The 13,712-nt window shown below is 38.5% G+C and carries 15 protein-coding genes; 9 read left to right on the top strand and 6 right to left on the bottom strand.

From position 1 onward, the window contains the following. Position 1: 1 nt before the first annotated feature. Positions 2-538, bottom strand: a complete 537-nt coding sequence (locus J4N25_RS04810; protein ID WP_207421008.1) for an SOS response-associated peptidase family protein — start codon at positions 536-538, stop codon at positions 2-4. A gap of 355 nt (positions 539-893) precedes the next feature. On the opposite strand from J4N25_RS04810, the gene J4N25_RS04805 reads away from it, so the two are divergent. From J4N25_RS04805 to J4N25_RS04795, 3 genes are all read left to right on the top strand, one after another. Further along, entirely contained in the window at positions 894-1,205 is a 312-nt protein-coding gene (locus J4N25_RS04805) for a hypothetical protein (protein ID WP_207421007.1), read from the top strand. A 46-nt stretch (positions 1,206-1,251) separates the two neighbouring features. Further along, positions 1,252-1,536 carry a hypothetical protein gene (locus J4N25_RS04800; RefSeq protein WP_207421006.1) on the top strand — a complete coding sequence of 95 codons (285 nt, stop codon included), beginning with the start codon at positions 1,252-1,254 and terminating at the stop codon, positions 1,534-1,536. A gap of 270 nt (positions 1,537-1,806) precedes the next feature. Continuing rightward, the gene (locus tag J4N25_RS04795) at positions 1,807-4,374 is read left to right on the top strand and encodes an ATP-binding protein (protein WP_207421005.1); all 2,568 of its coding nucleotides are present in this window, start codon (positions 1,807-1,809) and stop codon (positions 4,372-4,374) included. On the opposite strand, the gene J4N25_RS04790 is transcribed toward J4N25_RS04795, so the two are convergent. Then, on the bottom strand, positions 4,316-5,650 hold the full coding sequence (locus tag J4N25_RS04790; protein ID WP_207421004.1) for a sigma-54-dependent transcriptional regulator: 1,335 nt from the start codon (positions 5,648-5,650) through the stop codon (positions 4,316-4,318). The genes J4N25_RS04795 and J4N25_RS04790 overlap by 59 nt on opposite strands. A gap of 122 nt (positions 5,651-5,772) precedes the next feature. Then, positions 5,773-5,964, bottom strand: a complete 192-nt coding sequence (locus J4N25_RS04785; RefSeq protein WP_207421003.1) for a hypothetical protein — start codon at positions 5,962-5,964, stop codon at positions 5,773-5,775. 256 nt (positions 5,965-6,220) lie between these two features. Here J4N25_RS04785 and trxB point away from each other — a divergent pair, with 256 nt between their 5' ends. Both trxB and J4N25_RS04775 read left to right on the top strand, forming a co-directional pair. Further along, positions 6,221-7,174 carry a thioredoxin-disulfide reductase gene (gene trxB, locus J4N25_RS04780; RefSeq protein WP_242695775.1) on the top strand — a complete coding sequence of 318 codons (954 nt, stop codon included), beginning with the start codon at positions 6,221-6,223 and terminating at the stop codon, positions 7,172-7,174. A 75-nt stretch (positions 7,175-7,249) separates the two neighbouring features. Then, positions 7,250-7,378: a 30S ribosomal protein THX gene (locus tag J4N25_RS04775; RefSeq protein ID WP_207421002.1), complete on the top strand. Its 129-nt coding sequence runs from the start codon at positions 7,250-7,252 to the stop codon at positions 7,376-7,378. Between the two features lie 124 nt (positions 7,379-7,502). On the opposite strand, the gene J4N25_RS04770 is transcribed toward J4N25_RS04775, so the two are convergent. Both J4N25_RS04770 and J4N25_RS04765 read right to left on the bottom strand, forming a co-directional pair. Beyond that, positions 7,503-8,594, bottom strand: a complete 1,092-nt coding sequence (locus J4N25_RS04770; protein ID WP_207421001.1) for a sugar transferase — start codon at positions 8,592-8,594, stop codon at positions 7,503-7,505. Then, complete coding sequence (locus tag J4N25_RS04765) at positions 8,572-8,964, bottom strand: response regulator (RefSeq protein WP_207421000.1); 393 nt, start codon at positions 8,962-8,964, stop codon at positions 8,572-8,574. The genes J4N25_RS04770 and J4N25_RS04765 overlap by 23 nt, the downstream gene beginning before the upstream one ends. Positions 8,965-9,359: 395 nt before the next feature. Between J4N25_RS04765 and J4N25_RS04760 the strand changes: the two genes are divergently transcribed. From J4N25_RS04760 to J4N25_RS04745, 4 genes are all read left to right on the top strand, one after another. After that, entirely contained in the window at positions 9,360-9,887 is a 528-nt protein-coding gene (locus J4N25_RS04760) for a hypothetical protein (RefSeq protein WP_207420999.1), read from the top strand. 132 nt (positions 9,888-10,019) lie between these two features. Continuing rightward, positions 10,020-10,535, top strand: coding sequence for a hypothetical protein (locus J4N25_RS04755; RefSeq protein WP_207420998.1), 516 nt, complete (start codon positions 10,020-10,022; stop codon positions 10,533-10,535). Positions 10,536-10,777: 242 nt separating this feature from the next. After that, on the top strand, positions 10,778-12,064 hold the full coding sequence (locus J4N25_RS04750; protein ID WP_207420997.1) for a citrate synthase: 1,287 nt from the start codon (positions 10,778-10,780) through the stop codon (positions 12,062-12,064). 334 nt (positions 12,065-12,398) lie between these two features. After that, positions 12,399-12,689 carry an isoamylase early set domain-containing protein gene (locus tag J4N25_RS04745; RefSeq protein ID WP_207420996.1) on the top strand — a complete coding sequence of 97 codons (291 nt, stop codon included), beginning with the start codon at positions 12,399-12,401 and terminating at the stop codon, positions 12,687-12,689. A 66-nt stretch (positions 12,690-12,755) separates the two neighbouring features. On the opposite strand, the gene J4N25_RS04740 is transcribed toward J4N25_RS04745, so the two are convergent. Beyond that, the gene (locus J4N25_RS04740; RefSeq protein WP_207420995.1) at positions 12,756-13,283 is read right to left on the bottom strand and encodes a DUF8685 domain-containing protein; all 528 of its coding nucleotides are present in this window, start codon (positions 13,281-13,283) and stop codon (positions 12,756-12,758) included. Between the last annotated feature and the right edge of the window lie 429 nt (positions 13,284-13,712).

The following is a 13,712-nucleotide window of genomic DNA, read 5'->3' as shown; positions in this document are numbered from 1 at the left end:
CTTAACTGATTCCGTTAAGCAGGGCCAATCTTTGCTCAATATCAAGATCATTTCCGATCCAGCTGGCAATTTGATCTCTTCTTAAAAAATAGGGCACTCTGCCAAACTGGGAGCCTTGATGTTCAACGGTCAAAAAAGTACAGCTATACAAACTCGCAGCCATTAGCGGGTCTTCTGTAACGTCCCAAACTCCCGCGATAAATGATATAGCACCGTCGTAAGGATTGTAAGAAAAAATTTGACCTGCCTCTTCTTCGATCCTATCATAAGAATTACAGATTATAACGCAAAATCTCTTATTGCTCATCTTCTCTATAAAGGCAGTCTCATCCAGATTCTCTTGCAATGCAAGGAAGGAATTGCGACTTAAAGGGTAGTAACTAAGCCGGCCTGGACATTCATCGGTTACCAGGGGAACAGAAAAACCAAAGGTCGCATGGGGGTTGGCTTTTTCAGCCTCAGCTTCAAATGACAAGTTCAGTACTTCCAGTATGTCTCCGGAGGAAGGAATATTTAATACATCTTTAAAGTTTTGCATCGGCATAGTTTGTAGGGAAATAACTTTTAAATGCTGAAAAGGTTCGCCGAAACACCTTTAAAGTATCTTTTTTGATAAGTAGTTCCCTGTATCGCAAAATTCTTACATCGGCTTTACAAGACTCATGCTATATACAATAAAACTTGTTTAGGAAGATGTGCCTCCATTGAAAACATTGAAGTAGTTAATATAGAGGCATCAGGAATGGCGGCCGCTTTCTGCATTTCGATAACTTAGACAGGATCCCCTGGATCAGTTTCCTGTTTGCAGGATTTGTTAAAGCCTGTGATGGAACGATAATGCAAACACTAAGCTTAACTGGTTGTTAAGAGCATAATCGAATAAATCACGTACTATGAAAAAATTAATTTATACCATCATTTTGGTTTTTACAGTTGGATTGTTTGCTACTCCAACCTTCGCGGCTTCGAACGCAGACAAAAAGGAGTTGACTACCGAGCAACAAGTACAACTTCAGCAAATCCGGCAACGTGTAGAAGAGATCCGTCAAATGGATAAATCTGAGCTGAACCGTACGGAGAAAAAGGAGTTAAAGAAAGAATTGCGCTCTATGGAGAAGCAGGCAAGGGCAATTACGGGCGGAGGTGTTTACCTGTCTGCTGGTGCTATCATCATCATCATCCTTGTGTTGATACTTATCCTATAATTTCTGGCATTGTTTTTAATAACTCTGACTAAAAAACTATCTGACTATGAGTTCATCAGAAAAAACACACGACCATAAGAAAATTCAGAAATGGGCGGAAGAGCGTGGCGGGGTGCCCGCTAAAATTAAGAACACGGGTAAGGACGATGACGATGGTGTTTTGAGGATACATTTTCCTAAACATAGCGACGCGGATGACCGTTTCGAAGAGATTTCCTGGGAAGACTTTTTTCAGAATTTCGACGAAAACAAGCTTGATCTTTTGTATCAGGACAAAAAGGCTGACGGAGAAACAAGTACATTCCACAAGTTCGTAAATAGAGAAGACTAATAATTAAAAACAAGGCCAGGCTATCTTAGAAGCTGAATTCGATAAGAACCAGTTTTTGAGATAGCCTTTCCTTTTTTTCAGCATCGACCGAAAAAATTAAGAGTACAAGATTACTATAGATCCTATTCTTTAGGGTATTGGTTAGGAAATTAAATATTTTTGGAAACTGGTTAAACTGAGATAAACTATTGGGATTAACACATTTTATGGTTTCTTTCGTTATAGTTCAAACCTATTGAAAAGAACTGAGGGAAAGACAGTATGCAATTTATGAAGGGTAAGGTTATCATCGCTTTTTTGACAGGGTGTATAGCCTTATTTTTTGCCTGGGAAGCTTCGAGACAGGTGTCTGTTGAGATATTTAAGAACGTTGATAGCTTATCAACGCCTGTAGAAAGGCTTCACCGGGTTAACTTTTTATTCAGGGAGATCAACCATCTTGAGCAACTGCAACGCAGTCAGGCTATTCTTGGAAGGAAACAGGATACAAGTATTTTAATTAAGAAGTCGGCACGGCTTCGGGCCTCTTTAGACACTCTTCAGGGGCTGTATGCTAAAGACTCAACCCAATCGGCCAGGATCGGTTCAATGAAGAAGATCCTTGAAGAAAGGGATAGCCTTTTTAGCAATTACATGAAAGTACGTGAGGGTTTGGTTAGCAGCAAAGAACTAACCGGACAGCTTAAAACCCTGACTAATATTTATTCTAATAGCCCGGTACTTATAGAGAAAGTAATTACTACTGAAAGAACGTCTACAGTAGCTGTTAATAATGATGAGGAGGAAATAAAGAAGCAGCAGGAAAAAGAGAAGAAGACGTTTCTTGGACGCTTATTCGGCAAAAAGAAGCGTGCAAAAGATACTGCTCAAGTCCAGGTCGCTTCAACTCATTTACCGCACGAAGAGCTGGAAAGTGAGACTGTTGCCGTAAAGATTGATACCCTTAAAACTAAAGTTGCCAGTACCGATAGCATTAAAAGGGAGCTGGATAAAGCCAGCAGAACTATTGTAAGTACCCAAAAGCTTAAAAGTACGAGCTTCGTTAATCGAGAAGCTGCTTTAATGAATACAGGTAACCTGCTGATCAATCAGATGCTAAATATCCTGCAGGAGGTTGAGAAAGATGCGGTACGGCAGGTAGATAGAAATAACAGCGATACGAAAAAAGTAATAGAATCAGGAGCCAATCGTATCATAAACATTATCTTGTTGTTTGTTCTTGCGACGGCTATTTTACTCTACCTTATCCTTACTGATATCTCAAAAAGTGCACGCTACAGAAAACAGCTGGAGTTGGCAAAAGACGAGGCGGAGCGACACAGTGCAGTCCGGCAGCGCTTTCTTGCCAATATGAGTCATGAAATACGGACGCCTCTTCAATCTATCATTGGCTATTCAGAACAATTACTTAATCAAGCGGAACCCAGAAAAGAGGATATTGAAGCTATTCACTATTCTTCGGAACATTTACTACAGATTGTGAACGAGATCCTGGACTACAGCCGCCTCGCTTCAGGTAAGTTCTCCCTCAACTATACTGTCTTCAATTTACATGAACTCCTTGGTGAAATTATCGCGGTAATGCGTCCACAAGCCGAAAAGAAGAAAGTAGCACTTGTTTTGCAAAATTCGTCTTCTTATGAATATGTAAAGGGTGATTCTTTCCGGCTTAAACAGATCCTATACAATCTCTTAAGCAATGCCATTAAATTTACCAATGAAGGTAGTGTAATTTTATCTGTAAAATCATCAGACGTAGGTAAGCGTTACATTTACCACTTTTCGGTGCAGGATACAGGAGCGGGAATTCCAAAAGACAGCTTGACTAATATTTTCAATCAGTTCGAACAGGTGAATACTTCTTCTGTAGCAGCTACAAGTGGTACCGGGCTTGGCCTTAGTATTGTTAAGGAACTTGTAGAACTTCAGGGGGGAGAGATTTATGTGGAATCTGAGATTGGAAAAGGCTCATGTTTTACAATAGAACTCGGTTTTGCTAAGCCAAAACAGAATCCGGTAGCTGAAGTAGAGGTAAAGGAGGCTAGAGGAGCAGTTTCTGATTCACGGGTTTTTGTGGTTGATGATGACGAACTTATTCTACAACTATGTTCTTCGATCCTGGAAAAAAATAATGTAGTCCATAGTTGTTTCAATTCTCCACTTGATCTGCTCGCTAGTATCGATGCCCCCGAGGAAGTTATTGTATTCGCGGACATCCGGATGCCGCAAATGAACGGCCTAGACCTTTGTATTGAGCTTAGGAAACTTAGTGCAACAATGAAAATATTTGCCTTGACTGCCCAGGCTTTACCTGAAGAAAGGCAAGTAATTCTCGAGTCGGGATTTGATGGAATACTGATGAAGCCTTTCCGGGAGGCGGATCTAATGTCGCTTTTAAGAGGAGGTGAACATTCAGAAGTCACCCCGATTGTAACTGAGGTTAAAAATGAACTAGATCTGAGTAGTATACGGATGATGACTTTTGGAGACAATGATCGTCTTCTTAAAATCCTTCAGAAATATGTAGATGATAGCACTGATGATATAGAACAATTGGGTAAGTTAAGAGCAGATGATCCGGAAGTTGCATTTCTGTTTCATCGTTTGGCGGGAAGGAGTGCCCAATTGGGTGCGGCCCGGCTGGCTTCTTTATTGCGCGAGCTGGAGATACTGGCATTAAATAGCAATACAGACGAAAAATCCCCGGCTATTACAGTCGAGGATATCAAATGGGTTACTGAGGAAGTTCAGGATGTAATACGATTAGTTAAAGAAGAGATCAACCATCTATCTGATACTTCTCCATCTTATAGTAAAGAGTTTTCCGATCAATATTAAGAAGCTTAGCTGCCTGCGACTTGTTATACTTCACTTTTAAAAGGGTTTGTGCTATCAGTTCTTTTTCATTCGCTTCGTTCACGGCTTTAATATCAGACGTATTCGGCCTTAATCCTTGCTTAATGGTAAGAAACATTTCAGAAGGTAAGGCTTCTTTTTGAGCCACCTCTCCCGGCGTAAGTAATACCATTCGCTTTATAACATTCTTTAGCTCTCGCAGATTTCCTGGCCAATCGTAATTAAGCAATAAGTCTTTAACATCCGCCGACACCTTCCTCACATTTCTATCCAGCTCCTGATTGGATTGCTTAATGAAATGATCAATAAAGATCTCAATGTCTTTGTCTCTATCCCTCAAAGCAGGAACTCCTATCTTAAACTCATTTAAACGGTGGTAAAGATCTTCCCGGAATTCTCCTTTACTTACACTATTATATAGATCATCATTGGTTGCAACAATTATCCTGACGTCTACTTTAATTTGCTTGTTACTACCTATGGGTTGAACAACCCTCTCTTGTAATACTCTCAGGAGTTGAACCTGCACCTCATAATCAAGGTTGCCTATTTCATCTAAAAATAACGTTCCGCCATTTGCGGCTTCGAACCTTCCTTTTTTATCAAGAACAGCACCGGTGAAAGCACCTTTAGTATGTCCAAATAGTTCACTTCCCGCAAGATGTTTAGACAGGGCGCCGCAATCTATAGAAACAAAAGGCATATTTGCTCTTTTACTATTTCTATGAATAGATTTTGCAGCGTACTCTTTTCCTGTTCCACTCTCCCCCTGAATGATGATAGACATATCAGTAGGAGCAACAAGTTTAATATAATTATGTAATTGAACAGAGGCAGCACTAGTACCTTCTATAAATTCAACAGGACTTATCTCTTCAACTACCTGATCCTTGTTGTTTTTCTTTCCAAGGGCCTCGTTTAGGGCCATCAGCAATTCATCGGGATTAACGGGCTTTGTAATGTAATCCAAAGCGCCAAAACGCATTGCTCTTACAGCTGTCCTTACATCATTGAAGCTGGTCATGATGATTCCCGGAATAGTTAAACCATTTGACTTTGCTGAGCTTAGAACGTCTAAGCCTGTGCCGTCTGGTAGTCGGTAATCAAGTAATAGTAAGTTATAAGTATTTTGCTCGAGCAATTTTACCGCATTTTTAACTTTAGATGCGGTGTCTACTGTGTGCCCTTTTTTCTGTAAAAATCCCTGCAGTAGTTCTGAAAATGTAGCGTCGTCTTCGACCAGTAGCAAATTAGCCATAGGGTATCAAAAAATAAATCAGATATCCAAAAATACAAAAGCCGAAGAGTACTCCGGCTATTGTAAAGGATTAACTGTAATTAACTGTAAAAAGATCTTTATGTTTTACCCAGAGCTAAGAATTACTTGCTTTTAGGCTTTTTCGTTTTTATGGTATCTGTAGGGGTCGTTTTTGAACCGTTTTTAGTTGTATCTCTTTTTGTCGTATCTTGTAAAGAATAATACGATCTATTTGTTGATTTAGCATTAACATCTGCAAGATTAATCCCTGAACAAACAGTAAGTAGCAGGGCTCCAAAAAGAAAGTTTTTCATCTTTTTTTGTGTCAGTACTCCTACTATTACGTTATAATTGTGCCAAAAGGTGTGTAAGTTTAGATTGTGCTAGTAATCAGCTAGTTTAGTTGTTTCTTTTGTTGAATCAATATTTTAATCTGTAGAAAAAGTCATCAGTCTGTTGGAAATAGTAACGTTTAAAAGTGCCTCAAAAAGGCTGTAAATAAACATCATACTGACAGTTCTATCTTGCCACCGCTAGGATAAACTCGTAATTTAGCAGCAAATATTTATTATGTTGGAAGCAGAACACGTACAATGTCTAATTATAGGATCGGGACCGGCTGGATATACGGCTGCAATTTATGCGGCACGTGCAGATCTTAAGCCAGTTTTATATACAGGTATCGTTCCTGGTGGGCAGCTAACACAAACTACAGAAGTAGAAAATTTTCCTGGTTACTCAAATGGGATCTTAGGGCCGGAAATGATGGAAGACTTCAGGAAACAAGCTGAACGTTTCGGAACAGATATTCGCTTTGGGTATGTTACATCAGTTGATTTTTCCGGATCACCTCATAAAGTTGTTATCGATGAACACAAAACTATAACTGCTGACAGTGTAATTATTGCGACGGGAGCATCTGCTAAATGGTTGGGTTTGGAGAGCGAGCAAAAATACAATGGCTTTGGGGTTTCTGCTTGTGCTGTTTGTGACGGCTTTTTCTTCAAGAATCAGGACGTGGCAATCGTTGGAGCTGGCGATACAGCTGCAGAAGAAGCAACGTATCTTGCAAAGCTATGTAACAAGGTTCATATGATTGTGCGGAGAGATGAGTTCCGTGCCTCTAAAGCAATGGTAAATCGTGTTTTGAATACAGCTAATATTCAAATACATTACAACTCTGAAACTCAGGAGATTTTAGGCGACGGCCAGAACGTTACAGGTATAAGGATTAAGAACAATCAGACATCCGAAGAAACAACAGTGGATGTTACGGGCTTCTTTGTAGCTATTGGGCATAAACCCAATACTGACATTTTCAAAGGCTGGTTGGATATGGATGAGACAGGGTATCTTATTACCAAACCCGGAACTCCACTAACCAATATTGAAGGGGTGTTTGCTTGTGGCGACGTTCAGGATAAGCATTACAGGCAGGCTGTTACAGCTGCCGGAAGTGGTTGTATGGCAGCCCTGGAAGCTGAAAGGTACCTGGCCGCAAAAGAACACGCTGAGGTAGATTAGTTATTTGCGATTTATTTTTCCAGAACAATCATCCTGGCTCGTTGTTGAAACTGTTAACATTTAACATTTCATTCTATGGGAAGAGGCGATAAAAAAAGTAAAAAAGGAAAAATATCAATGGGCTCTTTTGGAAAGAAAAGACCAAAACAAACAAAAAAGAATAGAGCGGCTAAAAAAGTAAAAGCTGAATTAAGTGCCTCCTAAAAGAGGCATTTTTTTTGCCTTCACATTTAAAGAATAGTTGAATAAAATAAAAAAGGATAGCTGCTTGTACAACTATCCTTTTGGTGTTTTAAGGATAACTAAGTTATCGAAATTATGCTTTGGCTTATACTTTTTCTTTTTGCAGTAATGCAGGGAAGGTTCCTATTATGATCTTTAAATCAAGCCAGAATGAATAGTTAGCTGCATAATAATTATCCAGCTTCTTTCTTTCCCTCTCAGACATTTCTTCTTTCCCGCGTTTGCTGATTTGCCATAGACCGGTGAGTCCGGCAGGTCCTAGGAAACGTGTTGTCCATTCGTTTGAAGTAAGCATTTCTGCTTCGTATAATGGAAGAGGCCTGTTTCCAACCAAAGACATATCTCCCTTTAACACATTAAAAAGTTGAGGTAACTCATCTATACTTGTATTACGTATAAAGTGTCCAACTTTTGTTATTCGTGGATCATCTTTAATCTTCACAAAAGCAGATTTTCCGGTTTCTGTATCTGAGTATTGATTAAGTGAAGATAAAGTTGCTATTTCTTTGTCCGCACCTGTTCTCATAGATCGGAACTTATAGAAATCAAAGATCTTGTAACCAGTTCCCACTCGCTTGCTCTTGTAAATTATTGGTCCCTTAGATTCTAAGCGAACTAAAGCAGCGATTACGAGGAAAAGGGGAGATAGTATCAATAAGGCCACCGAGCAAACGATAATATCAAACGTACGTTTGTACAACGGCATTTTATACCTCACATCTACTTGTTCTGCCAATTCAGCCAACTTAGGCTTAATAAGCTTAAACTTCACCAGAAAGCCAAGTCTTTCACATATATCCTCAAGAGGGAACGGATACGTATAGAAATCGTGAACTTTTAAAGACATCGCCTTTTTTTTCCATGCTTTATTAGTAAAAGCAGAAACAACAACGATGATGATACCTTGTAGTAAGGGATTCTTCCTTATCCGGCTTATCAAGGCTAACCAGTTCTCTTTTTTGTCGGCCTCCAGAAGTATAATGTCGGGAAGAGTTAATAGTGATTGATCGTTCAAATATTGTTCAATATTATCCAAATCAAGGCCATCGTATTCCACCTCAAACTGAGCCAGTAGCTCAGGTAGTATCATCTCCTTCAATTCAGAACCAGCATAGGCCACTTTTGCGTGGACTCCCGTTTGATGCGATAGATTATTAATTGGAGAGCTCAAGATCATTCTTACTGGCGATTAATTCACTAATTACTCTTTTTAATGTAGTAGGGTTAAATGGTTTTTGCATATAACTCTCTACCTTAAAAGACATTTTACTTACCCTGTCGTCAAGATCATCTGCTCCTGACAATAAAATAACAGGGGTGTCTCTGTAGTAACCGCTAATTTTCAAATTTCTGATAAAGGAGCTACCATCGAAATAAGGCATTTGAAGGTCTGATATAATTAGCTCAGGATCATTGCCCTGTTCCAACCAGCTAATTGCCTCAACTCCACTGTTTTTTATTATCAAATCGTATTCCTTTGATAATACAAAATTCAGAAGTTTAAGAATACTAACTTCATCATCAACAATTAGTATTTGTTTCTTCATGCAAGTTCCCCTATCTAAAAAGCGTTACTAAGATATCCTCGTTCTACGACAAACCCGAGATTGGGTTACAAATATCTTGTTTAAATAATGAGCTAAGATACTAAAAAAGTAATAATGAAAAGGGCTATGCATTAAATCTTTCTTAATAGAATTAAGATTTTTAGAGCAATTTGGAAATACAATAGATAAACTTATTCAAAGCAGGATACTGTTTTACCGGCCCTTGAGAAAAAACTTCCCCCGAAATCCTCAATTTCCTACTCTATCCAATATGCACCTTATGATTAATAATGATTTAGGCCAGCATGGCACATTGAATGAGGGTGGCTGAACTATTTTGGAAAAATTTTGTTCTAAAAGCAAAAACACATCAAAAATTGATAATGCCTATGAAAATGATCAATACAAAATTTATTGGTAGAGCTATCTTTGCTCTTTTCCTTCTAACCACATCTATTGCTAGTGCTCAACCTGCAGACTCGCGTGCGATCCGTGTAAGTTTGGGTTTTAGTACTGGTATTCCAAATCGACACGGATTCAATGTAGTTTATGGAGGAGACGTAAGAGCTCAAAAGGATTTCTCAAGAAGTGTTTCGGGGCTTCTTACTTTGGGCTATACCGAGTTTCAACACGATCATAAGAATAATCTGGCCGACTTTGGATTTGTACCTTTTAAGTTAGGAACGAAAGTTTTCCCTTTAGAGAAATTGTATTTGACTGCAGAGGTGGGAACAGCTATAAAGCAGCATAAAGCACAGGAATCCAGCTTCCTTTGGTCGCCAGGACTGGGGTGGGCTTTTAATAATGGGTTGGACCTTGGTTTAAGATATGAAGAATCACGCCGGCGGGGAATAGGAACTGGCCAGTTTGCATTTCGAATAGCCTATGGGATCGACTTAACGAGTCTGATACAAAGAAATTAATTTTCATCCTGAGTATCAATTCGTAAAGCTTAAACTGAAAAGAGTTTGAAATAAAAAGGACAACCATTTCCAGATTTAATTGTTCCAACCGGTAAAAGTACACACACACACACACACAAAACTTATATTAACATGAAAACAATTAGTCTTAAATTTATAGCTGCGATAATCGCTGTTGTTACTTCTTATGGCACAGTTAGTGCTCAAAGCGCCGGACACGATTCAAGGGATACTCGTTTAGGAATTGGCTTGAGTTTGGGAATACCTACCCATGATGCATATAATTTTGCTGTAGGTGGAGATCTTCGTCTTCAGAAAGATTTCTATAGCAATGTTTCCGGATTATTATCGCTGGGTTATACTAACTTCTCTCTTAAAGGTGAGGATGCTGGAAGTGCTGGCTTTGTGCCATTGAAAGCAGGATTAAAAGTTTTTCCAATGGAGCGCTTCTATATAAGCGGCGAAGTAGGAGCTGGATTTGGAACAAAAGAAAATCAAAAAACAGCATTTGTCTGGGCTCCTGGTATCGGACTTGGATTCAATAATGGCCTTGATCTTGGTCTTCGTTACGAGGAATTCAGGAACCAAGGTAATGGTCTCGGCCAGGTAGCATTAAGAATCGCGTACGGTTTCAACTTGAGCAAATAAGAATTTATTAAAAAATCATTAGAAGCTCTGCTTTTTTAGCAGAGCTTCTTTGTTTTATGGCTTCATTTGATCGCATAGCTCCTTAAATAAGTCTCATTGGGGGGCTGAAAAAGCAATTGAAGACCTCTTTATGTAATTTTTTTATCAAAAAGTATGACGTAACTCATAAATCATAGCCTCAATTGAAAATAAAATTTCAGAAGAGGCAGATTTGATTATTTTTGCGTCAACATCCAATATATATGTCAGATAAAGCCTCTTTAACCCTAGACGACAAAACGTATGACTTGTCGGTGATTACCGGCACCGAGAATGAGAAAGCAATTGATATTTCAAAGCTTCGCGATTTAACTGGTTATATCACACTTGACAGCGGATATAAAAATACCGGATGTACTAAAAGTGCGATTACTTATTTAGACGGCGAGCAGGGTATTTTAAAATACAGAGGTTATCCAATTGAGCAATTAGCTGAAAAAACTTCTTTTCTTGAGGTAGCTTACCTTTTAATCTACGGTGAATTGCCATCTCAGGCCCAATTAGATGATTTTCAGGCACAGTTGAGTAAACACGCACTACTGCACGAAGATTATAAGAAGTTTTACGACGGGTTTCCTCCAAAGGCTCACCCTATGGGGCAGTTGGTTTCCCTTGTAAGTTCCCTATCTGCCTTTGATCCGGAAAGTCTAAATACTCATCCAACTAAGGACGATATAAATCTAACGATCATCAAGTTACTGGCTAAAATGCCAACTATTGTATCTTGGATCTACAAAGGTTCTCTTGGCGAACCGTTTATCTATCCACAACACAAATTAGACTATATCTCAAACTTCATGAATATGACCTTTGGTCAGGTTACTCATGAAATTGAAATCGATCCTGTAGTTGTTGATGCAATGAACAAGCTTCTGATCCTTCACGCTGATCACGAGCAAAATTGTTCAACATCTACTGTTCGTATTGTAGGTTCTTCTGAGGCTAATTTATATGCATCTATTTCTGCAGGTGTTTCGGCACTATGGGGCCCTTTACATGGAGGTGCAAACCAGGCCGTAATTGAAATGCTTGAGAAAATTAAGGAAGACGGTGGGGATACAGATAAGTGGATTGCTAAAGCTAAAGATAAGAACGACAACTTCCGTCTTATGGGCTTTGGTCACAGGGTATATAAAAACTTCGATCCAAGAGCTAAAATTATTAAGAAGGCTTGTGATGATATATTAGATAAACTAGGTATCAACGATCCTGTGCTAGAGATTGCGAAGAAACTAGAGGAAGCTGCTCTTAACGACTCTTACTTTGTGGAACGTAAATTATACCCTAACGTTGATTTTTATTCTGGTATTATTTATCGTGCCTTAGGATTCCCTACAGATATGTTCACTGTTTTATTTGCGTTAGGTCGTCTACCTGGATGGATTGCACAGTGGAAAGAATTGCGTGAGAATAAAGAGCCTATCGGCCGTCCTCGCCAGGTTTACGTTGGGCATGTAGAGAGAGAGTTTGTTGAGCGATCAAAACGTTAATTGTCGATAACAATATAGAAACCCGGGCAACTGTCCGGGTTTTTTTGTTACCTTTTAGGCAGTTTGTGAGAAAGCCTTTGTTGGAGCAGGGGTTTTTTAAGCTTACACCTTGGCTTTTCTTATTCTTTTTATATCAAATCTACAATTAGATAGAGTATTGCTAAACAAAACACAAAATTCAATGTTATACGCAAGTCGACTTTAAAATAAAATGTTCAACTGGTAAATAAATTTTCAATACTTTTTTTGATAATTAAAATTTATTTCTAGTTTTACTATGAAAATATTTATTATTTCTTCGAATTGGTATTAAATTATTAATGTAACAAAAATTATGCTTCAAAAAACATATTTGAAAACCAAGGATCTTTGCAAGGTTAAATTTATAGTAAAACCAGAAAGTGCAGAAAAGGTAGAAGTGTTGGGATTGAATAGCGATTGGGAGAATTCTATTTTACTGAATAAAAAGAAAGACGGCTCTTTCAGTGCCGAGGTAACTTTACCGAAAAATACTGAACATGAATTTAAGTATAGAATAGACGGAACTGAGTGGTTAGAAGAACCAGATGCTGACAAGCAAAGCCCAAATGCGTTCGGAAGCACTAATAGTGTTCTAGTTGTTTAAATAAAGCTTTAATGGAAAGTAGTACATGATTGTATTACTTTCCATATTTCTTTTTAACCATTTTTATCAGGAGGTCTTTTCGCCAACGAACTGATCTTCTTTGTACTTGAACAGGATATTGAAGGTGGTCAAGCTTCCATAGATCCTTGTGATGTATTGCTGAAGGTTTACCTTTTCTTCGTTGCTTAATTCGCTGCTGTTCACTCTTTGCTCCATCACTCTAAGCCTGTCCCTTACCATTACAATCTTATTAAAAAATTGATCAATTGGAATCTCTTTAGGTGCAAGTCCGGCGTTACCGGGATGTAGTACCATTTTTCCATTCTTCCATTTATCTCCAAGTGGGACTACCTCTGACACATCCGACCACTTTTGCAAGATTTTCTTTAATGTCTGCTCCACCTCCCAGGCGCTTACCATGTCAGTGTCTGGTACCATATCGTCCAGTACCTCAAGATCATCAGAAATAGGTATCTCTTTATAACCACTGTCTATAAAAGTAATTAAGTAAGCATTTGATCTAACGTTTATTACAACGCCCTTTCCAAAGGCAGGGTGAGCAACCCGTGAGCCGATTCCGATATTAAGTTCCATTATCTTATATAAATAATTATCCTGTGTTAGTCATTTATTATTATTCGAGTTCATCTAATCCCCTTGATCCCATCTGTATTGCCGATTTAAATAAACCCAAAATTACAGAGCAGTTCCAAGTTTTTTTGCTGTTTGTTTTACTTGGATTGCTTACCGTAGTTTTCGGCTTTTGACAATCCTTAAGATATAAAAAGTTTCGAAATTAAACTGTCTGCTTGTAAGATTAGCCGGTGGTGATTAACCCTAAGGGTGTTAATGGATGTTTTTATATATAAGTGTCATTTATATAACACGATAAAACTCTTTTTTAAAATAAGAAATCTTTTTGTAAGTCTCTGCCGTAAAAGCTCTTTGGATTAGCAATTGAATTATAATGATCATATGTAAGGTTGTTATAATTTTTAGTTACCAGAAAAAAAATCATTTACT

It is taken from the genome of Desertivirga brevis, from assembly GCF_017355835.1.
The sequence above is the reverse complement of the archived record's forward strand: the minus strand, read 5'-3'. Positions and strand labels throughout refer to the sequence as shown.